General features: G+C 48.1%; 20 protein-coding genes. 8 read left to right on the top strand and 12 right to left on the bottom strand.

Features of this window, described 5'->3' with window-relative positions:
- Positions 1 to 42: 42 nt before the first annotated feature.
- The 5 genes from J1836_RS10835 to J1836_RS10855 all read left to right on the top strand — a co-directional run bounded on the left by J1836_RS10835 (position 43) and on the right by J1836_RS10855 (position 3,517).
- The gene (locus J1836_RS10835) at positions 43 to 360 is read left to right on the top strand and encodes a hypothetical protein (protein WP_207251099.1); all 318 of its coding nucleotides are present in this window, start codon (positions 43 to 45) and stop codon (positions 358 to 360) included.
- Positions 361 to 400: 40 nt separating this feature from the next.
- On the top strand, positions 401 to 718 hold the full coding sequence (locus tag J1836_RS10840) for a hypothetical protein (RefSeq protein WP_207251100.1): 318 nt from the start codon (positions 401 to 403) through the stop codon (positions 716 to 718).
- A gap of 74 nt (positions 719 to 792) precedes the next feature.
- On the top strand, positions 793 to 1,128 hold the full coding sequence (locus J1836_RS10845) for a hypothetical protein (RefSeq protein WP_207251101.1): 336 nt from the start codon (positions 793 to 795) through the stop codon (positions 1,126 to 1,128).
- 147 nt (positions 1,129 to 1,275) lie between these two features.
- A complete protein-coding gene (locus tag J1836_RS10850) occupies positions 1,276 to 2,523 on the top strand; it encodes an Lcl domain-containing protein (protein ID WP_207251102.1) in 1,248 nt (415 codons plus the stop codon).
- Positions 2,524 to 2,737: 214 nt separating this feature from the next.
- Positions 2,738 to 3,517, top strand: coding sequence for a hypothetical protein (locus J1836_RS10855; protein WP_207251103.1), 780 nt, complete (start codon positions 2,738 to 2,740; stop codon positions 3,515 to 3,517).
- Here J1836_RS10855 and J1836_RS10860 read toward each other — a convergent pair.
- Entirely contained in the window at positions 3,403 to 4,911 is a 1,509-nt protein-coding gene (locus tag J1836_RS10860; protein ID WP_207251104.1) for an IS4 family transposase, read from the bottom strand. The genes J1836_RS10855 and J1836_RS10860 overlap by 115 nt on opposite strands.
- A gap of 95 nt (positions 4,912 to 5,006) precedes the next feature.
- Between J1836_RS10860 and tnpC (J1836_RS10865) the strand changes: the two genes are divergently transcribed.
- Positions 5,007 to 6,584 (top strand): IS66 family transposase, encoded by a 1,578-nt coding sequence (tnpC, locus tag J1836_RS10865; protein WP_242632653.1) that lies wholly within the window; start codon positions 5,007 to 5,009, stop codon positions 6,582 to 6,584.
- Here tnpC (J1836_RS10865) and J1836_RS10870 read toward each other — a convergent pair whose 3' ends face one another.
- The 5 genes from J1836_RS10870 to J1836_RS10890 all read right to left on the bottom strand — a co-directional run bounded on the left by J1836_RS10870 (position 6,585) and on the right by J1836_RS10890 (position 11,849).
- Complete coding sequence (locus tag J1836_RS10870) at positions 6,585 to 6,764, bottom strand: IS4/Tn5 family transposase DNA-binding protein (RefSeq protein WP_207251105.1); 180 nt, start codon at positions 6,762 to 6,764, stop codon at positions 6,585 to 6,587.
- 233 nt (positions 6,765 to 6,997) lie between these two features.
- Entirely contained in the window at positions 6,998 to 7,393 is a 396-nt protein-coding gene (locus tag J1836_RS10875; RefSeq protein WP_207251106.1) for a hypothetical protein, read from the bottom strand.
- On the bottom strand, positions 7,371 to 9,275 hold the full coding sequence (locus J1836_RS10880) for a hypothetical protein (protein ID WP_207251107.1): 1,905 nt from the start codon (positions 9,273 to 9,275) through the stop codon (positions 7,371 to 7,373). The genes J1836_RS10875 and J1836_RS10880 overlap by 23 nt, the downstream gene beginning before the upstream one ends.
- A gap of 130 nt (positions 9,276 to 9,405) precedes the next feature.
- A complete protein-coding gene (locus tag J1836_RS10885; protein ID WP_207251108.1) occupies positions 9,406 to 11,190 on the bottom strand; it encodes a sensor histidine kinase in 1,785 nt (594 codons plus the stop codon).
- On the bottom strand, positions 11,187 to 11,849 hold the full coding sequence (locus J1836_RS10890; RefSeq protein ID WP_207251109.1) for a response regulator: 663 nt from the start codon (positions 11,847 to 11,849) through the stop codon (positions 11,187 to 11,189). Before J1836_RS10890 ends, J1836_RS10885 begins: the two co-directional genes overlap by 4 nt.
- Before the next feature lie 147 nt (positions 11,850 to 11,996).
- Between J1836_RS10890 and J1836_RS10895 the strand changes: the two genes are divergently transcribed.
- Entirely contained in the window at positions 11,997 to 13,010 is a 1,014-nt protein-coding gene (locus J1836_RS10895) for a T6SS phospholipase effector Tle1-like catalytic domain-containing protein (protein WP_207251110.1), read from the top strand.
- 63 nt (positions 13,011 to 13,073) lie between these two features.
- On the opposite strand, the gene J1836_RS10900 is transcribed toward J1836_RS10895, so the two are convergent.
- Positions 13,074 to 13,763, bottom strand: coding sequence for an iron-containing redox enzyme family protein (locus J1836_RS10900; RefSeq protein ID WP_207251111.1), 690 nt, complete (start codon positions 13,761 to 13,763; stop codon positions 13,074 to 13,076).
- 209 nt (positions 13,764 to 13,972) lie between these two features.
- Here J1836_RS10900 and J1836_RS10905 point away from each other — a divergent pair, with 209 nt between their 5' ends.
- Entirely contained in the window at positions 13,973 to 14,800 is an 828-nt protein-coding gene (locus tag J1836_RS10905) for a universal stress protein (protein ID WP_207251112.1), read from the top strand.
- 160 nt (positions 14,801 to 14,960) lie between these two features.
- On the opposite strand, the gene J1836_RS10910 is transcribed toward J1836_RS10905, so the two are convergent.
- The 5 genes from J1836_RS10910 to J1836_RS10930 form a co-directional block, all read right to left on the bottom strand.
- Positions 14,961 to 15,317 (bottom strand): hypothetical protein, encoded by a 357-nt coding sequence (locus J1836_RS10910; protein WP_207251113.1) that lies wholly within the window; start codon positions 15,315 to 15,317, stop codon positions 14,961 to 14,963.
- A gap of 70 nt (positions 15,318 to 15,387) precedes the next feature.
- Entirely contained in the window at positions 15,388 to 16,965 is a 1,578-nt protein-coding gene (tnpC, locus tag J1836_RS10915; protein WP_242632653.1) for an IS66 family transposase, read from the bottom strand.
- Positions 16,966 to 16,983: 18 nt separating this feature from the next.
- Positions 16,984 to 17,262, bottom strand: coding sequence for a hypothetical protein (locus J1836_RS10920; protein ID WP_207251114.1), 279 nt, complete (start codon positions 17,260 to 17,262; stop codon positions 16,984 to 16,986).
- Positions 17,263 to 17,324: 62 nt separating this feature from the next.
- Positions 17,325 to 17,873 (bottom strand): Lcl C-terminal domain-containing protein, encoded by a 549-nt coding sequence (locus tag J1836_RS10925; protein WP_207251115.1) that lies wholly within the window; start codon positions 17,871 to 17,873, stop codon positions 17,325 to 17,327.
- 32 nt (positions 17,874 to 17,905) lie between these two features.
- Positions 17,906 to 19,525: an Lcl C-terminal domain-containing protein gene (locus tag J1836_RS10930; protein ID WP_207251116.1), complete on the bottom strand. Its 1,620-nt coding sequence runs from the start codon at positions 19,523 to 19,525 to the stop codon at positions 17,906 to 17,908.
- Positions 19,526 to 19,651: the final 126 nt, after the last annotated feature.

Raw genomic sequence — 19,651 nt, forward strand, 5'->3', positions numbered from 1 at the left:
AACAACAAACTTTACTGACTGCACTTGAAAAGGAATCAACTCATGAAAACGTCTAAAACACTGGCTGGCATTATTGCTACTTCTTTGCTGCTGTTGGCTTCTGCGAGCCAAGCGGATTTTGACAATAATAGCTATAACGATAATAGCTACAATTGGTCAGCTAATAACAGCACCAATAGCACGACTGATGGTAGCTACCAAGATTATAGCACCAATGATAATCGTGTTTACGACCACAGCGTCAATGACAATAGCTACCATGATTCAGGTACGCATGTTACCAATAACGCAGTAAGCGGCGATATTGCTATCGGCAACGGCTCTCATAACGCCAGCTCAACCACGACGGTTAACCAATAATACCCACTGTTACTTTATCTGATTGAACGAGGAATACCCCATGAAAACCTTCAAATTGATTGCCACCACGCTGGCTACTGCACTGTTAATGGTTGCCAATGTTAGCCATGCTGACTTTGATGATAATAGCTCAAACAATAACAGCACCAATGTGAGCACGGATAATAGCTGGAATACGTATTCCGACTACAGCTCTACCTCGGCGGGGACTAATGACAACCGTTATTATAACCACAGCACGAATAACAACAGCTACCATGATTCAGGTACGCATGTTTCCGATAACAGCGTCACTGGCAATATCGCGATTGGGAATAGCTCTGGTAATACCAGCAGCACCACCACGATTAACCAGTAATCATGCCGCTTCCTTTGGGTAGCCAAACCTGCTTGGCTACCTCCTTTCTACTCGATTGATCGGAGCAATAGACCATGAACGCACAAAAATCTTTTGTTATGAGCACCCTACTGTTATTGCTGCTCGGCACAAGCCCCCTGAGTATGGCAAATGGCGATGCTGATTTTGGTGAAGATAATAAAGGCTTAAACAGCTTCAATGATTATCAACAGCCAGTTGGTACAGTCAATGCCATTATTCATGATAACCGTATCAATGATAACAGCGTCAATGACAATCGTACTTTCGATTCTAGTGTAAACTTGAATGATAATGTTATTGGAGGCAATGTGGAAATTGGCAATAATTCGCATAACACCACCATTAATAATATCAGTGTCAAGCAAAGTGCAAAGCAAGGTAAATCATAATGCCATTAAATGATTAATTTAAACAATGCGCCCATAATTAAATAGAATAATGTTTGCGGTATTGCTCTGTATTTTTTTGCTACGCATTAGGTTTATAATGATTTTGATTAATTTTATTAACTTAATAATGATAGAGGGAGATTTTTTATGTCTATGGCAAGTCATTTGATTAAATTTAATAATAGATTGGCATTGAAGAAAATCAGTGTTGTCGTTGCTACCGTGATACTTCCTTCTTTATTAGGTGCTTGTAGTAGCAATAATGGTGGGTCTGAAGCTGCTGCCAGTGACACCACCGGTACGACCCCTGCCAGTACGTTAGTTGTTAGCCCTAGCACAACGGGCACAGGCACAACCGACACAGGCACAACGGGCACCGGCACAACCGGCACAGGCACAACGGGCACAGGCACAACGGGCACAGGCACAACGGGCACAGGCACAACGGGCACAGGCACAACCGGCACAGGCACAACCGGCACAGGCACAACGGGCACCGGCACAACCGGCACCGGCACAACCGGCACAGGCACAACCGGCACAGGCACAACCGGCACAGGCACAACCGGCACAGGCACAACCGGCACAGGCACAACCGGCACAGGCACAACCGGCACAGGCACAACGGGCACCGGCACAACCGGCACAACCGGCACCGGCACAACCGGCACCGGCACAACCGGCACAGGCACAACCGGCACAGGCACAACCGGCACAGGCACAACCGGCACAGGCACAACCGGCACAGGCACAACCGGCACAGGCACAACCGGCACAGGCACAACCGGCACAGGCACAACCGGCACAGGCACAACCGGCACAGGCACAACCGGCACAGGCACAACCGGCACAGGCACAACCGCTGCATCTTTCCCGTCATATTTTACGAAATTGGGTGATGACGGCTCAACCTTGCCAGCCGACGCGGATGTATGGAGTTGTTTGCTGGATACCAGAACGGGATTGATTTGGGAAGTGAAAACTGATGATGGCGGTTTGCGTGACAAAGATTGGCGCTACCGTTATAACGGTTCTGCTGGTTTATCACCGGCTGGTACGGATTATCCCTGCGTTGGAGTGTCTGCTTGCAACCCGATGTCTTATATCGAAGCCTTGAATGCCTATGGTGTCTGTGGTAAGAGAGATTGGCATCTGCCTACGGCTAGTGATATGGCAGGGATTGCAGAACCGCATAATGCACCACCACACATCAATTTAGCCGCTTTCGCGGTGAATACAGATTTGCCTTATTGTATTGCTAAAGTAGAACCGGGTCATTATCAGGGAATGCATTTTGGGTTGGAATTACCTGCTGGTGCTAACGTGCAGGATGCTTTGCGTGTCGATATGCAAGATTATGATTTTGAATGTCGGGCTTTGATGCTGAGCTATTAATAAAAATAAGTCATTGGTGTTATATTAAATAACAGGGTTAATGAGTCGATTCATTAGCCCTGTTATTGATTTTGGCTATCATTATGCGTTTTTCCCAGACTATAAATTAAATCAAAGGTAAATGTTTTTAATCTGTTGCCTATGATATTCATAAACTATGCTATAAATAAAGTGCGAGGTTTGTGTTTTATTTATCAATAAGGATAGTTGGTCTATGCATAATAAAAAGTGTCAGTTGATTAAGCGTGTTGCTGTTGTATTTATTACCAGCTTATCAGGTATGACAGGGTGTTCTACCCTCAATCACATGGATGCCTTGAATGGTGGTTCAGATGCCAATATGAATTCTGAGGATGTTGCAGCTTATGCAGCGAATCAAGATGCTGTCTATCAGTCGTTATTGACATTAGCGGGTTTACCGGATCAGCCTGCGAGTACTGACGATTGGAATCAGGTGATTATGGCTGGCGTACAGTACTCTAATCAGAAATGCGAAAACTATTTGGATGCGATGAATTGGTCGAAGCAAGGTCGCCAGCGTGATAGCAGCTTACTGGGACAATCCGGTTCATTTACCAATGGCGTGATGGGCATTGCCAAAGCCAGTGCGCGTGAGTTGGCGTTGACGGCAGCCGCTTTTGGGTATGCACGCGCCGGTTTTGATACTTTGAATGAGGATGCTTTGGCAGGGTTGGAAGCCTCTTCAGTACGCAATTTGGTGCATACCATGCAGCAGCAGTACGTTGAACGTCTCCATGCCAACCAGTACACCAATCGGGTAGGGGCTTTCAATGCTTTACAGGGCTACATTCGGTTGTGTATGCCGGGTAATATTGCTGCTGAAGCGAATCAGGCAGTGCGTAGTGCCAAAGCCACTGATCAGTCCACGGTAAGTAGTAATATTAATATTGCGCCCACGATTTCACTCGCTGCGCCACCGTCCGCTGCGCCTGTTGCCAGTGAGTCGCTGCTGATTGCTCCTACCTTACCGTAAAGTGATGCGCACTTGCGTTCCCGTGTCCGATAAATGGTGAGCGATGTCGATGGTGGCATTAATCGTTGTGGCGCGTTTCCGCATACTTGCCAGCCCTTTGCCGGGTTGGTAAGTCTCTGGCATTCCAACACCATTATCGGCAATTTGCACAAAACCGTGTTCACTCGCCGCATCCGTACTGACAGTGATGATAACCAGTCTTGGCTCACACAAGCCAAGACGTTATTGGTACACCATGCGTTTTTGGGAAAATAGTAAGCGATAAGTGCTGGAATTAATCCCACTAACATGGCAATAAAGAGCACGCCTGTTAGTGAAGCATAATTCAAACGCGCCAACCAATTCACCAGTGGAAGAAGCACTAACAGACCGAGCAGTGTTAGGGGAATCAACAAAATAGCAAAGTACATGCTTTGATATACCCCATTTTCCATACTCGTGTTTCCAAAGAGGACGGCGACTAGCCCGACCAAGTAACAAAGTAGCAGGCAAGCCAATACTGCCCCACCCGTTCCTAATGCGATTCGGCGTATGCTGAGTGTTTCAAATGAACGTGACAATGGAAGCCACGGTTTTCCGCATCTCCTTATACACAAATCAATCCATTCCCAACTCACTAGCCATCTGAATGCCATAAATGAGTCCAGCACTCGTGAATAGCCTAACCAGATACTTTTAGCCCCCGGTTCGCCGTCGGATTTTCTGCCCAGAAAGCCCCCCAGTTCTGCCAGATTGCGGATCACTTGATGGAGGGTCGGTATGCCATCGGGTAGTGCTTTTTTGCCGAGCCGGAAGGATACTTTCCATTCCAGCGGGTCAAACACCCGATTAGCTGGGAGTTCTGGGCAGGTACGCCCCAGCCGCATCAGAAACATAATCCGCCATGCCACCATGATGTAGAGCGCGAGGGCTTTTTCGATGCGCTCTTTGGTCTCCAGTTGCAGTTTTTCGACGCGGCAGCCGACTTTCAGGACATCAAAAAACATCTCGATTTCCCAACGCGCTCGATACCAGTCGATAAGTTCACAGGCAGCATCGGCTGTTTCCACACAACGGTTGGTGACTAAACGCCAAATAAGGGGCGATTTTCCGGCGGGTGGGTTGATTTCTTTGGCTTGAACCAAGGTCAATAGCATCGGATGCTGACTCTTGGGACGCAAGGTATAACGTAACACCTTGATTTCTTGTACCACTTTGCGGGGCTTTTCACCCTGCTTGCGTGGTTTGGTAAAGGTGATACGGGTCAACGCCTGTTGTTGCTCAATGGCATCCCACAGCTTTAGGTCATCTCCTAAGGCACGGTTATGTTGCGCCCGTATCAGCAGGTCAGCCGGGTAATTCAAGGCTTGCGCCCGTTGGAGCAAGTTGACGAATTCGGTACTCTGTCGCTTCAAAGTGGGATGCCATCAAAGCCTCATGGCTCACCGCTTCATTCGTAACTGAACAGTCCCCCCTTACCCAAACGCACTAAATTTGCGACACTCCCCCGATGACCCAACAACTGAAAGACCACAGCCTCAAACAGCTTAACAGCCAGTACCTTGCCAAGCTCACGCCGGAGGAACTGCTGCACCTGTCGACCAAGTTGTTGCATGACCTGAAAGAAGCGCGGGAACAGATCAACCAAAACTCCAACAACTCCTCCAAACCACCCAGCAGCGGTTTCCCGTGGGAAACGTCACCCAAAACGGTGGCTTTGCCCGAAACAGAAGGGGTGGGTGCAGCCAGAGGAAAGCCAACCCCGGAACCAGAAGCTGTGGCGGGCACAAAGCCAGCCCAACCAGCCAAACGCAAAGCGGGTAAACAACCCGGCGCACCGGGTTATGGTCGGGTATGGCATCCGCCCATCAATGCAGACGAACACCATTACCCCAGCCGATGTGAAGCCTGTGGCAGGTCCCTGGATGCGGCTGTCTCCCGTATTTATACCGCCTATGACAGTGTGGACATCCAGTTTGGCACGGATGGGAACCCCGGACTGACCGTCATCACCACCCGCCACCACCTTCACGATAGCGTATGCACCTGCGGTCATGTGAGCCGCCATATCCCGCATCGCCAAGCTCCCGACCCGTTATACCCGGAGGTTGATGTGGGCGAGTGGCGGCTGATTGGGGGCAATCTGGCGGCACTTATTGTCCACCTACGGCTGCGCTCACGCTTGTCACTGCGTGGCACACAAGAACTGTTGCGGGAGGTGTTGGGCATTCCCCTAAGTGTCGGGGTGTTGCAGCAATGTTTTGAGGAAGCAGCCGCGAGTGCTTCTCCATTGGAAGATGCCTTGGTGGAAGGGCTGTTGGCAGAAGCCACCGCTGACGGCGGGGTGCTGTATATTGATGAAACCTCTTGGAAAGAGCGTGGCGAAGCCCTGTGGCTATGGACATTCGTCACCACCCTCAGCGTTTGTTTCTACGTAGGGCAGCGCACCATTGAAATGCTCGACAACGTGATTAGCCCCCACTTTGGGGGCTGGCTGATGAGTGATGGCTATGCCGCTTACCGCCACCACCCCAAACGCTTGCGTTGCTGGGCGCACCTGATCCGCAAAGCCCGTGGGCTGGCAGAATCACTGGACAAAGACGGGCGGACGTTTGGCAACTTCACCCTCGCTTGGCTGAGGGTATTACAGGACGACATTTACGCTTGGCGGGCAGCAGGCGGCACGGTGGGGACGCAAACCGACGTGATCCGTCAACGCCATCAGGCAAAACTCCTGGAATTCAGGGCATTATGCTTGATCCATGCCGTATCTGCCCATGACAAGACGGCGGCACTGGCGAAAGAGTTCATCAATGATTGGGATGCCATTTTCCGAATCCTTGACCACCCGTGGCTTCCCTTGACCAATAATGAGGCTGAGCGGGCGTTGCGCCATTGGGTGATCCTGCGCAAAACCAACCATGGCACAAAGAGTGCTACGGGGAGCCGTGCGTTTGCCATGCTGGCCAGCATCATCGGTACTTGCCGCAAACGTGGACAGTCTGCCTTGGCTTATCTTGCCAGTGTTATTACCGCTGCCCGCGCTGGCTTTGCCCTGCCCGCTTTACCGCAAGGGGTGGGGATGTGATCAATTACCTTCATTCCAGAAGAAACGGTACGTCGCCAAGGTGCTTGACCAACTCTGGCAAGCCCTAGGGATGCTGGACTGGGGGGCTTTCAGCATAGCGTTGAGAATATGGACAGCGCGTGTTTCGAGGCGCTTGTCTCCCAAATCAAGATCGGTGAGTTCGCTAGATGACCCGTTCATGGGTGAAAATTGCTTATCTTACATCAGCTTGGGGACTTGTGTATAAGGAGATGGGTTTTCCGATGGAGCTACAACTAACAAGTATTGCAATAATTGTTAGCAAAACGGGGAGGCGGAGAGTAAGCGCAAAACCATCTAGACCCATAGCAATATATACTCACTTTTCACGCATGTAATCAAAAGATTTTACCAATGCCTTTAAATTTTCTTCAAATAAATTTTTTGATATGTTCTCATGGCTTATTTATTTCGTTAATCAAGTAATTAATATCTTTTTTTGAAAATAAAAAAGGTCTTATAAAATCTTTTATAGCATTGTTTTTAAAAATTATTCTTGTTTTGTATTTTGAATTTTCCATAAGGTTTATTTTTCGCATATATTTTATCTCAGAAATTTTTATTGTTTCATTGTGAAAATAATAGGCTATATTTAGAGTGCCATTATCTATTGAAATTGATCGAGTACTTGTTAGCTCACCAACTAGAAACATAATAATAATAATAATTAAGGCAACAATACTACCGGAATTGTATATAACTACCATAGCTCCAGTAAATGCTATTCTAGTAATAATAATTTTTTTTAAATCTGGAAAAATTATCATGCTACCATCCGATAGGGCTAACATGGTTCTGAAATAGAGTATAGCTTGCGGCAGCAACCCCACCCCAATAGCCGTATTGTACCCCCATTGCTCCGACGACCGCGCCATCCCAATCCTCTGTTTGTGCAGACCAACCAGCTCCCATGTAACTCAACGCTGGGCTGCGTATTCCAGCGACTCCGAGAAAACTATTCAGAATGATTAGGTCGCGCTGACCTGCATCAGTCTTTACATAATCTGCAATATCACGATAATCGTTATTTGGTGCTTCCCACCAAGGTTGATTAAAGCCTCCTGAAACCCCACCATAGTTTTTTTGATTCTCCATCCATTGATTGCTTATTTTGCTTTGAGCATGGTGAGACACAACACTCGGAACTCTTGGGTCGCTATGGTCTCTTGTAACCCAGCCATCCTCATTATCAAAATATGTCATTTCATCATTAAATACATGGGTAATCGCCGCCGCTCTTGCTCCATCCTGAAAATCACCGCCACTGATTTCAGCAGCCAAGCCTCCTATTAAGCCTGATAGTGCTGTGCGTTGGGCAATACCTGACATTGTGTTCACATTTGCACCTAGTTCTGCTGCGACTGCTCCCGTAAAGCCGGAGACAAATTCACCACCCCGGGCTTCTTGGAATACGCCTTGAGCAATACCGTGTGCTATTGGTTTTGCATTACCAAAGGGCGAATTACCATTATCGCCATGCCCAATATAGTTGGCTACCTTAGCACTTGTAATATCCAGCATGGCATTTTTGGGGTCATTAATGACTGTCGCTACCGTTGCTATATCACGTAGAGCGCTGGCAGTGTTCGCTATATTGGTTGAGCCAGTGAGTTTACCTGTCCCTGTTACTGCTCCAGCAGCACTTGCTAAGGCTTTAGTGATGTTGCCATCTTCAGCCGCCTGAATGGTGTCATGTGCCGCCGCCACAGTATTAAAAATAGTCGCGACAGGCGTAAGAGGGGTAAACTGCGCGATTTGTGCAACCGTGCGAATAACTGGGTTGTCAATGACGTTTTCAATGAATCCATTAACGAAACCGCTTAAACCATGACGATCTTTGGTTGGGTCAAATGCCCCATTTTTATTGTTATCCGCTCCTGCTGTATGCCCATGCTGGGTGTTTTCCGCAATGGCAGCCAACAGTTCCCCACCTGCAACGTAATGACCGCCTTGTGGTGAAGAGATTTTAATATCCTTGCTGACTTCTGCTTTGAATGCTTCCTGCGACGTTTCAAAACGGTAATTGAGTCGTTGATCGGCATAAGTCACGGATATGCCAGACTCTGACCATTCTTCCTTGGCGTATTGATGATTGTAGGCTTCTCGGTACGGATTCAGTTTTTGGTTAATCTCATCAAGACGCGCTTTGACGGTTGGATTTTGATATTGTGGTTGTAATTGGGCGTATTCCTCTATGAGAGCTTTCATGTCAGCAACGTTCAATTGCTGCCCAGTGGCAGGAATTAACGCACGATAATAATCATCGGGGAGTTGCTTCAGGAATTGCTGCTCATCGTATTCAGGCGTTGCGCCTGCGTAACTATAAAATGCCATGCTATTGTTATAAGCATCCTGCACTGCCATTGCCGCGTGGTCAACGCCAGTCATGGAGTAGGTTTCACTATTGGTTTTCTGATTGAGATTGGTGACAGTTTGTGCTGCTAATGCCTGATAGTCCTTGTTATCCAGTGCAGTTTTGCCGGTAGTTTGTAAGCATTTTTCGCGCCATTGAGTGAACCCTTGCGGTGTATTGAGATCGGGCAGATTGGATGGCGGTGGGGCTGAAAGTACTTGCGTGAATTGCATCACACTGTGGTTATCAAGTGCTGTAGACGTTGCTACAGACGTATTGGTTGATAACGAACGAGAAAAATTTCTAACACTGTCTACCATGACTTTAAGCTCCACCAGCAATTCAAACTATTAGCAATGGCATCAATAATACACGGGGCGGTAAATCCCATAGCGAATGCCATAGACCGTCAATCTGCTTTAGCGGATAAACGGAGTGAATTTAGCGCAATCAATGCAAAATAATCCGTATGCTTAAACCGCTGCCATTATCCGCCGCTCCAAACGCTAATTGCGCCCCAATGGTGGCAGCGCGTTTGCGCATACTCGCCAGCCCTTTGCCCGGTTGGTAAGTGGCAGGCATCCCCATGCCATTATCGGCAATTTGCACAAAGCCGTGCTCACTCGCCGCATCCGTGCCCGTGCTGACAGTGATAGTATTGCCGCCGCTGTGTTTGATGGCGTTAGTAATCGCTTCTTGCACGATGCGTAACAGTTGCAAGGTTTTTTCTGCGCCAAAACCTGCGGGTGTGGCAATGTCTTCCACTGCCCAGCGCAGTTCAAAACCTGCTTGCTTGATCTTGCGGCTGTTACGACTGCGGAACATGCCGAGGGCGGTGGTGATGTCTTGCGAGTCAAAATCCAGTGAATCAATCACCAGCCGCAAATCGTTTAACGCGTCTTGAATGTTTTCTTTGATGACAGAAATCCGTGCATCCGGGCGTTCCAGCATGGCTAAGGTGGAAATCAAATCTCCGCCAAAACCATCATGAATGTCACGCATAATGCGTTCGCGTTCATCGACCACGGCTTTTTCTTGCTCCATGCCGCGAATTTTTTGGTAATTAGCTTCCAATTCTTGCTCACGCGCTGCGACGATGCTTTCCAGATTGTTGGCGTAATATTGTGTTTCACGCAAGCTGCTCACAAAACGCCGCACCAACAGCACATACTGAGTGAGCAAGGTGAACATCGCCGCAAAATGCAGCAGGTAAGGGCGGGTCGAATGCCGCTCGATAATCACCTCGGTGTCATGCAGCCCGAACACCAGCATGGCGAAACCGCACAGCACAAACAGCAAGCGTTTCGCGGTTTGGTCTTGCCAATAGAGTTGCACCACATACGCCAGCACCAGCGAAAACAGCAAGGCGAGCAAACTGTACCAAACGATATGGTAGTTTGCCTGTGCTCCAGACGCATACGGCAAGATAAACAGCGGCAGTGCCAACACCAGCACGGTTGCCCACAAATAAAACAGCGGATGGGTGTAACGTCGCGGTGGTAGGTGAGTGCGGGGAACGTAGTAATACACCATTGTGACTAGCGCCAACACGCTCAACCCAATCGTAAACGGCACAGAAGCTGCCCACAGCGCATCATTCACCGGAATATCGCGGATCACCAAGTTGCTGCTGTGAATTCCCCATAATGCCGTACCAATCGCATACCACAGGTATTCCTTGCGAGCGGGGTAAAACAGCCAGATACCGCCGATCAACAACGCCGCCAGCAAGAGCGTGGTCAGCAGCACTTTCACACTGTCTTGGCGTAGCAGATTGTTGAGGTAGTAAGCCTTTTCGAGGGTTGCGCTTGCACCGAGATACACATTAGTCAGCATCAAGGTATTCGGGCGGGTCGAGGCTAATTCAAAGCGCAATACGCCGCCGGGTGTCAGCGCGGGTTTGTACAGCGGCAGCAACAGCGGGCGGTGTTTATTGCGGGCAATCGGTGCGGTCATGCTACCGCCATCGCCCGCGAGTGTGCCGTCAGGGTAATACACGGCAATATTTTGGTTGAGATTGAAGATCAGCAACGCGGGTTGTTCAATCGTATTGAGATTGGCAGGAATACGAATCGTACCCGTGCTGCGAGTAGCGTTGGGGCTATCTAACGTCACCTTGGCTTGCGGTTGCTCCGGCGCAAAGGTCAGGTGATCCAATTGTTGTGCTAGCAAATACAACGCCAGCAAGTACAACGGTAACCACCAAAAGACGCGTATTCCCCCCAAAACCTTCATAGCAGATGCCGTTTGACGGCTTCGTGTACCGCTTCGGCGCGGGTGCTGATGTGCAATTTACGGTAAATGCTTTTGATGTGCGAGGTAACGGTGTGGTAGGAAATGTGTTTGAGATCCGCCGCTTCTTGCGCGGTGTAGCCTTTGGCGATGAAGCGCAGAATTTCCAACTCGGCTTTGGTGAGCTTGATTTCGTCGGCTTCGGGGCGCAGGCGTTTCAGTAAGTGGCTGGCAACGGCGGGGCTGATCGGTGAGCCGCCTGCGCACAGTTGCACAATCGCTTGTTCCACTTCCATCGACTCGTCGTCTTTGAGGATATAGCCAGTTGCGCCTGCTTCGATAGCGGTGATGACGTGCTTTTCATCGCCAAATACGCTGATCACCATGATATGTGTGTCGGGGTGTTGTTCGGTGCATTGGCGGATCAAGTCCAGCCCGTTGCCGTCGGGCAAACCGAGGTCGGTTAACAAGACATCGGCGTGGCTCGCGTTAATGACGCTGTGGGCAGTAGTGGCATTGCTGCACGCGGCAACCAGCGTGAAGCGTGGGTTGCTGGTGAACATAGTCATGAAACGGTGCAAGACGATGGGATCATCTTCCACAACAATAATGCTGATGGGGGTATTCATGGCGGGGCTACCATTGGTTGTGGGAACGGGCATTTATGCACAAGTATAGACCTTCATTTCAGCATCGGGTAATCCCCTGTTCTGGGGATTAATTGCGTAAAATTCACACGTTTGTGGGATTAAATAATCATCAACTTGCGTGTTAAGGTAGCGCCATCAGCAAAGCGAGGGAGAGTGGGCATGGCAAAGCGTTTGATGGTGTGTTGTGACGGGACCTGGCAAAGCCCGGATAATGATTGCCCAACCAATATTGTGAAATTGGTGCAGGCGCTCAAAGACGTTGGCGATGACGGTTTGCATCAGGTGATTTATTACGATGAAGGTGTGGGTGCGGATAGTCATGGTATTGCGCACTACCTCAGCGGCGCGTTTGGGATTGGGCTGGATAAAAATATTCTGGATGCATACCGTTTCCTGTGCCTGAATTACGCGCCGGGGGATAAAATTTGCCTGTTTGGGTTCAGCCGTGGGGCTTACACGGTGCGCAGTTTGGCAGGTTTGTTGTATTCCTGCGGGGTGTTGGAACGGCGTTGGATTGCGCTGTCCGGTGAGGCGTATCGTTTGTACCGTGACCGTAATATTCGCCCTGAAACCTCGATTGCGGCAGCGTTTCGCAAGGAGTTAGCACATCCGGTTGAAGTCGATTTCATGGGCTGTTGGGATACGGTGGGTGCGTTGGGAATTCCCGATGTATTGCCGTATTTTCCGCTGGATAATTTGCTGAATCGCAAGTACGAATTCCACGACACCAAACTCAGCCCGATTGTGCGCAAGGCGCGTCATGCGATTGCGCTGGATGAAACCCGCAATATTTACAATGTCACCCACATGGAATTATCCAACAAGGCTCAACAGGCGGGGGTAGATGTGCAAGAACGTTGGTTTGTGGGGCATCACGGTGCAGTCGGCGGCGGCAAACACGAGAATCGCGGGCTTGCCGATATTACCCTGACGTGGATGTTGGAGGAGGCGATGAGTACTGGGGTAGGGGTGGATGTCGAGAAAATTCCTGACGCATTAATACCGGATGCGTGCTGCACGTTTACCAGCAAGCTCTATCAGGTATTCGCGTTGGGGTCGGGTTTTCGGCGGGCGTTTCGTGGGGATAAAGACTGTATTCACCCCAGCGTGTTTGAGCGGGTTAAAGCGGTGCCGGATTACCGACCGCGTAATATTGAGGGGTTTCTCGACTGAGGTTTCACGCTCTTGGTCTGCACTTTGCCGCGTGGGGGACACACCTCCACGCGGCTGTTTTGCTTAAACGTTGCCGAACACTTCGCGCTGCAAACCGTTCAATTGCACCAGCCGTGCGTTCAAATTCAGCTCAATACCACGCCACAGGGAGGCTTGCCCTTCGCGGGTTTCCAGATGCGGCATAATAGCTTCTTCCACAATGTGGGAATGGTGGATGTCTAGTTCAATATGCCCGACAAACAATTCCAGTGCATCTTCGGTAATCCCCGGCACAGTACGCAAGCCCGTGAGCAACATGCGGTAATAGGGTGGAATCGGCCATTCGCCTGCAATGCCTGCCACACCAACGGCGGCGAGCCAATCCGTGCCTTGGGTCACGCGCATCATGGTGTCGATGTAGCCTTGCTGTTCGGGCGTAATCGGCGCATTTGCCATTTCTGCTTCACTGAAATCCAGCGCCCGTAGCAGTTTGCGATACACCTCCATGTGCGAATTTGCGGGATTACCGTTGCCGTATTCGTCGTACAAAATATCGGCTAATACTGCTTGAATACGTTCGTCTGGCGTGACTCCCAGCGCATTGGCTTGGTACAAACGCGTGCGCAAAATGTGCGGGTAATACAGCAGCGCAAAGGTACGCGCTTGGGCAAACGTCAGTGGCTGCGTCGAAAATTGTTGCAGGAATGGATGGCGCAAGAAAGGGTGATTATTCACGCGTTCTTTGAGTTCTTGCAGGAAAGCAGGTGCATTCATGTGGTGTCATCTCCAAAAGTGTCATGGTGGCAATATATCAGGGATGTTGAGCTGGCTCGAATTATCCATAAGTTTTTGCTGATATGCTTGGTATCTCGCGCTGAAAAATAGACTTAATCCCTGTCTGCTTGATGTGTGTCATCTTAACGGAATAAAAGCTCATCAATAATATGCCTAACTAATGCCCTATAAGATGAGGATGTGTTTTTATGCAGCAGTTCCGTACACTCTTTCACCCAACTGATCTCTCTGCCGCCAGTGAAGTGGCGTTCTTGCACGCGTTGAAATTAGCCGTGATGAACAAAAGCAGTTTGACGCTCTTGCATGTGGCGGGTAAACACGAACATGTACACAGCAACCACTTTCCTAGTGTGCGTGCAACCTTGGAGGGCTGGGGAGAGATTCCGTCACACAGTGATAAAGCGGCTGTTTTTGCCTTGGGCGTGACAATCCACAAGGTGGTATCCAAACCGGAAGACCCAGTACGCGCCTGCCAACGCTATTTGGAATCACACAGCATTGATTTGGTGATTTTGGCGGTGCATCAACACAACAGCCGGATGGGTTGGTTATATGCTTCTATCGGGCAACCTATTGTGCGGAATACTGGCGAAACCGCGCTCATGTTGCCCCACGGGGTCAGCGGTTTTGTGGATCGTCAGGCGGGGAGCTTGTCGCTCAGGAATATCCTGATTCCGATTAGCACACAGCCGAATCCGCAACGGGTGGTGGATACTGTGCAGGCATTGTTGGCGACATTGCAGTTGACGGAAGGGCGGGTCATTTTGTTATACGTTGGGCAAGCCAGCGATGCGCCGCGTGTCTCTTTGCCTGCGGAGAGTGGGTGGGTGTGGGAACAGCAAGTTGCTTCTGGTGATGTGGTGGATACCATTCTGCAAGTCGCTACGGATTCGAGCTGTGACCTCGTGGCAATGGCAACAGAAGGGCGGCACGGTTTCTTTGATGCGTTGCGGGGTAGCACGACGGAACAGGTGTTGCGTCGTTTGAATTGTCCGTTGTTGGCTGTGCCTGCGTAAAGCTGGTATTTTTGTGGTGTAATCCTTACAAAGCTTGGATGGAAGATTAGATGGGAATTCCCTCGCTCCCCAAATCAGCGCATTTTTGTTGACAAATGGGGAGCGGGTAAGAAAAATATGACTGTTTTACAGTGCTATGATCTATCGGGATTTGACAAATTTAAAATCCATAAGAAATACCTATTGATGCAACAGGCCAATATTTTATTGAATCTATATCATTACGTATATTGTCAATTTCTTTATTAATGTCAGTTTGTGAGACTAAGTTCTGTGGCGATACTTGCAGACTAACTTTTGGACTTCCTTGGTATAAAATACCTAGCTCTGAGGTGAGGCTAAGTCCTTTGTTACTTGCAATCGGTTGACGATAGCCAATGCCAATATAGGGACTTGCACCATCGAAACTGATAGTTGAGTCAACTTTACCGGTATTGACTATGGTATCGCCAATATTGACACTTTTGTTACTGGTTGCAGTCGCTGACAAATCTAGTTTGTTATTGTTAACCATCATGCCACCACTAACAAAAAAGCTATTGTTTACGGGATGCCAGTCCGCCAATACACTGATTGTTTGTAATTGATCACATCCCCACCCCTTGCGGTAAAGCGGGCAGGGCAAAGCCAGCGCGGGCAGCGGTAATAACACTGGCAAGATAAGCCAAGGCAGACTGTCCACGTTTGCGGCAAGTACCGATGATGCTGGCCAGCATGGCAAACGCACGGCTCCCCGTAGCACTCTTTGTGCCATGGTTGGTTTTGCGCAGGATCACCCAATGGCGCAACGCCCGCTCAGCCTCATTATTGGTCAAGGGAAGCCACGGGTGGTCAAGGATTCGGAAAATGGCATCCCAATCATTGATGAACTCTTTCGCCAGTGCCGCCGTCTTGTCATGGGCAGATACGGCATGGATCAAGCATAATGCCCTGAATTCCAGGAGTTTTGCCTGATGGCGTTGACGGATCACGTCGGTTTGCGTCCCCACCGTGCCGCCTGCTGCCCGCCAAGCGTAAATGTCGTCCTGTAATACCCTCAGCCAAGCGAGGGTGAAGTTGCCAAACGTCCGCCCGTCTTTGTCCAGTGATTCTGCCAGCCCACGGGCTTTGCGGATCAGGTGCGCCCAGCAACGCAAGCGTTTGGGGTGGTGGCGGTAAGCGGCATAGCCATCACTCATCAGCCAGCCCCCAAAGTGGGGGCTAATCACGTTGTCGAGCATTTCAATGGTGCGCTGCCCTACGTAGAAACAAACGCTGAGGGTGGTGACGAATGTCCATAGCCACAGGGCTTCGCCACGCTCTTTCCAAGAGGTTTCATCAATATACAGCACCCCGCCGTCAGCGGTGGCTTCTGCCAACAGCCCTTCCACCAAGGCATCTTCCAATGGAGAAGCACTCGCGGCTGCTTCCTCAAAACATTGCTGCAACACCCCGACACTTAGGGGAATGCCCAACACCTCCCGCAACAGTTCTTGTGTGCCACGCAGTGACAAGCGTGAGCGCAGCCGTAGGTGGACAATAAGTGCCGCCAGATTGCCCCCAATCAGCCGCCACTCGCCCACATCAACCTCCGGGTATAACGGGTCGGGAGCTTGGCGATGCGGGATATGGCGGCTCACATGACCGCAGGTGCATACGCTATCGTGAAGGTGGTGGCGGGTGGTGATGACGGTCAGTCCGGGGTTCCCATCCGTGCCAAACTGGATGTCCACACTGTCATAGGCGGTATAAATACGGGAGACAGCCGCATCCAGGGACCTGCCACAGGCTTCACATCGGCTGGGGTAATGGTGTTCGTCTGCATTGATGGGCGGATGCCATACCCGACCATAACCCGGTGCGCCGGGTTGTTTACCCGCTTTGCGTTTGGCTGGTTGGGCTGGCTTTGTGCCCGCCACAGCTTCTGGTTCCGGGGTTGGCTTTCCTCTGGCTGCACCCACCCCTTCTGTTTCGGGCAAAGCCACCGTTTTGGGTGACGTTTCCCACGGGAAACCGCTGCTGGGTGGTTTGGAGGAGTTGTTGGAGTTTTGGTTGATCTGTTCCCGCGCTTCTTTCAGGTCATGCAACAACTTGGTCGACAGGTGCAGCAGTTCCTCCGGCGTGAGCTTGGCAAGGTACTGGCTGTTAAGCTGTTTGAGGCTGTGGTCTTTCAGTTGTTGGGTCATCGGGGGAGTGTCGCAAATTTAGTGCGTTTGGGTAAGGGGGGACTGTTCAGTTACGATTGTTTGCGCATTAAGATCAGCACTATAATCAATATTGTCGATAGTTTTATCACTACCATAACTCGCTTCGTTTATTCCTACACGAAAGTCGATAGAGTTAACAGGTTTAATAGCCTCTACACCTAATCCTAATGTACTGGTTTTTACACCAATAGCTATATCCGTTATAGCGGTTTCATCCGCCATAACGTTGGTGGTTAGTAACAATAAACTAATCATTGATGCCATAACATTCGTCATAATAATATGTTCTCACTAATATTAAAAATATAAAAAAGAGAGCTGATCTAAATTAATGCTAATTATTCTCCACGAACCAACCTAATATGAAAAAGTTCTTGTTCGTATGTCCAATCCTCGAATCCTGACTGAAATTCATTAAAATTACCATCAAAGTTAGCAAACCATATACCATCGCGTCCAAGAATTGAGTGACCTAAAGGAGATGAAGACCAATATTTGGAGGGGGGATTTGGAAATATAAATAAATTAATTGATGGTTCATAACATTGATATTCTATTATGGAGTTTAACTCTGAAATATTAGGTATTCTCCAGTCTTTATAATCCATAAATCCACCATTATTATTCATTGTTTTTGCTTGCGCTAATGCTTTATTCCAATTATATTCATTGCCATCTCCATCACAATTGCTGGTGATGTCGTTCCATTGTTGACCCTCAGCACATCTTTTCCACATTAAACCAGTTTTATTATCTATTGTTATTGCTCCTTCATTGCTAAAGCGATTGTTTGGTGTCGTTGCAGAAATGTTATTAATTTGACATATTTGAGCGTAACTGGCTTTAGATAATAATAAAAAAATCATTGCGCGAATTAATTTTGACATTGATTTTTACTCCGGTTTACTGATGAAATCTATTATTGGTCACGAACTAATTGAACATGTAAAGAATATTCTTTGTTAATTATATATTGAACTCCATATACATAATTGCTTTTACTGGCATCTGTCGATGAAGACCAACTTCCTGCATACGCATTATTGAAGAAATCATCTTGAATATATTGATGATCATATGATATGGATTTTAATTCTTCCCTAGTTGGCATACGCCAATTATGAGCACCACACAAGCCTTCTGTGTTTACTGCTTGTACATATCCATAGGTATCGCACTGAATTAAATTATTACAGTCACCACCGTTTCTTTTTCCTGAATAGCCACCATTGATGTTATCATTTGGTTCATACCACGAATAAGTCCATAATAAATCATGTAATCCGCCATCATTAGTCTTTACCTCCCATATTAGACCAGTCACATTATCTTTGATACATGCCCATTCATTAGAATTAATAGGTAGTGAATATCCGTTGCTACTGATCTTTGTAAAACTAAATCCTGCATGACCATCATAATCATTGTTAGTAACCTGATTAGCATCTCGACCATATTCAGCATCTTGCATTGGATAATCTGATTGTGGGCAAGTAAGTTGACGAAAACATGTAGTAATACCCGTGTCGTTAAGTTTACCAGTTGGTGTGGGCTGAACAATTATATTATTGATGTTTTTAACTAATATGTTGACTGAGTCCTTTGCTACTGCACTTTTGTCATCTTTGACAGTTAATTCAAATGTTAATATTTCATCTTTAACGACATCAGGAGCCGTAAAAGTCGGTTTGGCAGAGGTTGTACTTGCCAAAGTAACAGTCGTACCTGCTGTTTGTTTCCATGCATAACTATCAATTGAGCCATCAGTATCTTTGCTGGCACTGCCATCCAAAGTTACAAGCGTTTGCTCATTGATATTTTGATCTGCACCTGCATTAGCTATAGGGGGTAAGTTCTGTGGTTTAGCAGTAACGGTTATGCTGACAGTCGCTGTTTTGGATTTCCCCTTTTTATTGTCTTGTACGGTAAAGGTAAAACTATCTGAGCCTACATAACCTAATTTTGGCGTATAAGTGACAATATTACCCGTTTTCCAGATGACTGTTCCGCCTTTTTTTGTTTTCTTGGTGGGTAGATACGTTAAAATATCTCCATCTACATCACTGGCAGATAAAGTAATATCTGTAGCTGTATTTTGTATAACAGACGCTATACTATTTTGTGCTACTGGCGGGTCATTGACGGCGGTCACTACTACGCTGATAGTTGCAGGAGTGGAATTCTGTGTGCCATCATTGACTTTGAACATAAAACCATCTGGAGAAGATGTTGTATTGAAATAATTAGCTGCTGGTAAATAGGTTGCTTTGCCGCCTGCTAAGGTAACTGTTCCATATTGCGGTTGGCTGACAATAGCATACGTTAGTTTTTTCTTTTCTGGATCTGTGCCTTTGAGAATGACAGACGTTTTGCTATCTTCCTTTGTCGTGATGAGTAACGCGGTCGCCGTTGGTATTTGGTTTGCAGAGACTTGAGAAATCCATCCTAATAATAATAGACAGGTCAACCTACTCTTATAATATCTTAGCGTTTTGCGCCTAGCTGTTGGCGGCTCAATAGTGTTTCGTAAGACAAACATTGCATAGTCCCCATTCTATTCAATAATGTCAGAATATTCTGATCAAATGCTAAAGTGAAAATGAATTTACACTGAAGGTAGCCGTAGTATCTATTTATAATTTAAATCTATCAATTATTAATTGGT

Source organism: Thiothrix fructosivorans, from assembly GCF_017349355.1.
GTDB lineage: Bacteria > Pseudomonadota > Gammaproteobacteria > Thiotrichales > Thiotrichaceae > Thiothrix > Thiothrix fructosivorans.

Coding starts and splice junctions, on each gene's coding strand:
- J1836_RS10835 (WP_207251099.1), top strand. CDS start 43: ATGAAAACGTCTAAAACACTGGCTGGCATTATTGCTACTTCTTTGCTG.
- J1836_RS10840 (WP_207251100.1), top strand. CDS start 401: ATGAAAACCTTCAAATTGATTGCCACCACGCTGGCTACTGCACTGTTA.
- J1836_RS10845 (WP_207251101.1), top strand. CDS start 793: ATGAACGCACAAAAATCTTTTGTTATGAGCACCCTACTGTTATTGCTG.
- J1836_RS10850 (WP_207251102.1), top strand. CDS start 1,276: ATGTCTATGGCAAGTCATTTGATTAAATTTAATAATAGATTGGCATTG.
- J1836_RS10855 (WP_207251103.1), top strand. CDS start 2,738: ATGCATAATAAAAAGTGTCAGTTGATTAAGCGTGTTGCTGTTGTATTT.
- tnpC (WP_242632653.1), top strand. CDS start 5,007: ATGACCCAACAACTGAAAGACCACAGCCTCAAACAGCTTAACAGCCAG.
- J1836_RS10870 (WP_207251105.1), bottom strand. CDS start 6,764: ATGAACGGGTCATCTAGCGAACTCACCGATCTTGATTTGGGAGACAAG.
- J1836_RS10875 (WP_207251106.1), bottom strand. CDS start 7,393: ATGTTAGCCCTATCGGATGGTAGCATGATAATTTTTCCAGATTTAAAA.
- J1836_RS10880 (WP_207251107.1), bottom strand. CDS start 9,275: ATGGTAGACAGTGTTAGAAATTTTTCTCGTTCGTTATCAACCAATACG.
- J1836_RS10885 (WP_207251108.1), bottom strand. CDS start 11,190: ATGAAGGTTTTGGGGGGAATACGCGTCTTTTGGTGGTTACCGTTGTAC.
- J1836_RS10890 (WP_207251109.1), bottom strand. CDS start 11,849: ATGCCCGTTCCCACAACCAATGGTAGCCCCGCCATGAATACCCCCATC.
- J1836_RS10895 (WP_207251110.1), top strand. CDS start 11,997: ATGGCAAAGCGTTTGATGGTGTGTTGTGACGGGACCTGGCAAAGCCCG.
- J1836_RS10900 (WP_207251111.1), bottom strand. CDS start 13,763: ATGAATGCACCTGCTTTCCTGCAAGAACTCAAAGAACGCGTGAATAAT.
- J1836_RS10905 (WP_207251112.1), top strand. CDS start 13,973: ATGCAGCAGTTCCGTACACTCTTTCACCCAACTGATCTCTCTGCCGCC.
- J1836_RS10910 (WP_207251113.1), bottom strand. CDS start 15,317: ATGATGGTTAACAATAACAAACTAGATTTGTCAGCGACTGCAACCAGT.
- tnpC (WP_242632653.1), bottom strand. CDS start 16,965: ATGACCCAACAACTGAAAGACCACAGCCTCAAACAGCTTAACAGCCAG.
- J1836_RS10920 (WP_207251114.1), bottom strand. CDS start 17,262: ATGACGAATGTTATGGCATCAATGATTAGTTTATTGTTACTAACCACC.
- J1836_RS10925 (WP_207251115.1), bottom strand. CDS start 17,873: ATGTCAAAATTAATTCGCGCAATGATTTTTTTATTATTATCTAAAGCC.
- J1836_RS10930 (WP_207251116.1), bottom strand. CDS start 19,525: ATGTTTGTCTTACGAAACACTATTGAGCCGCCAACAGCTAGGCGCAAA.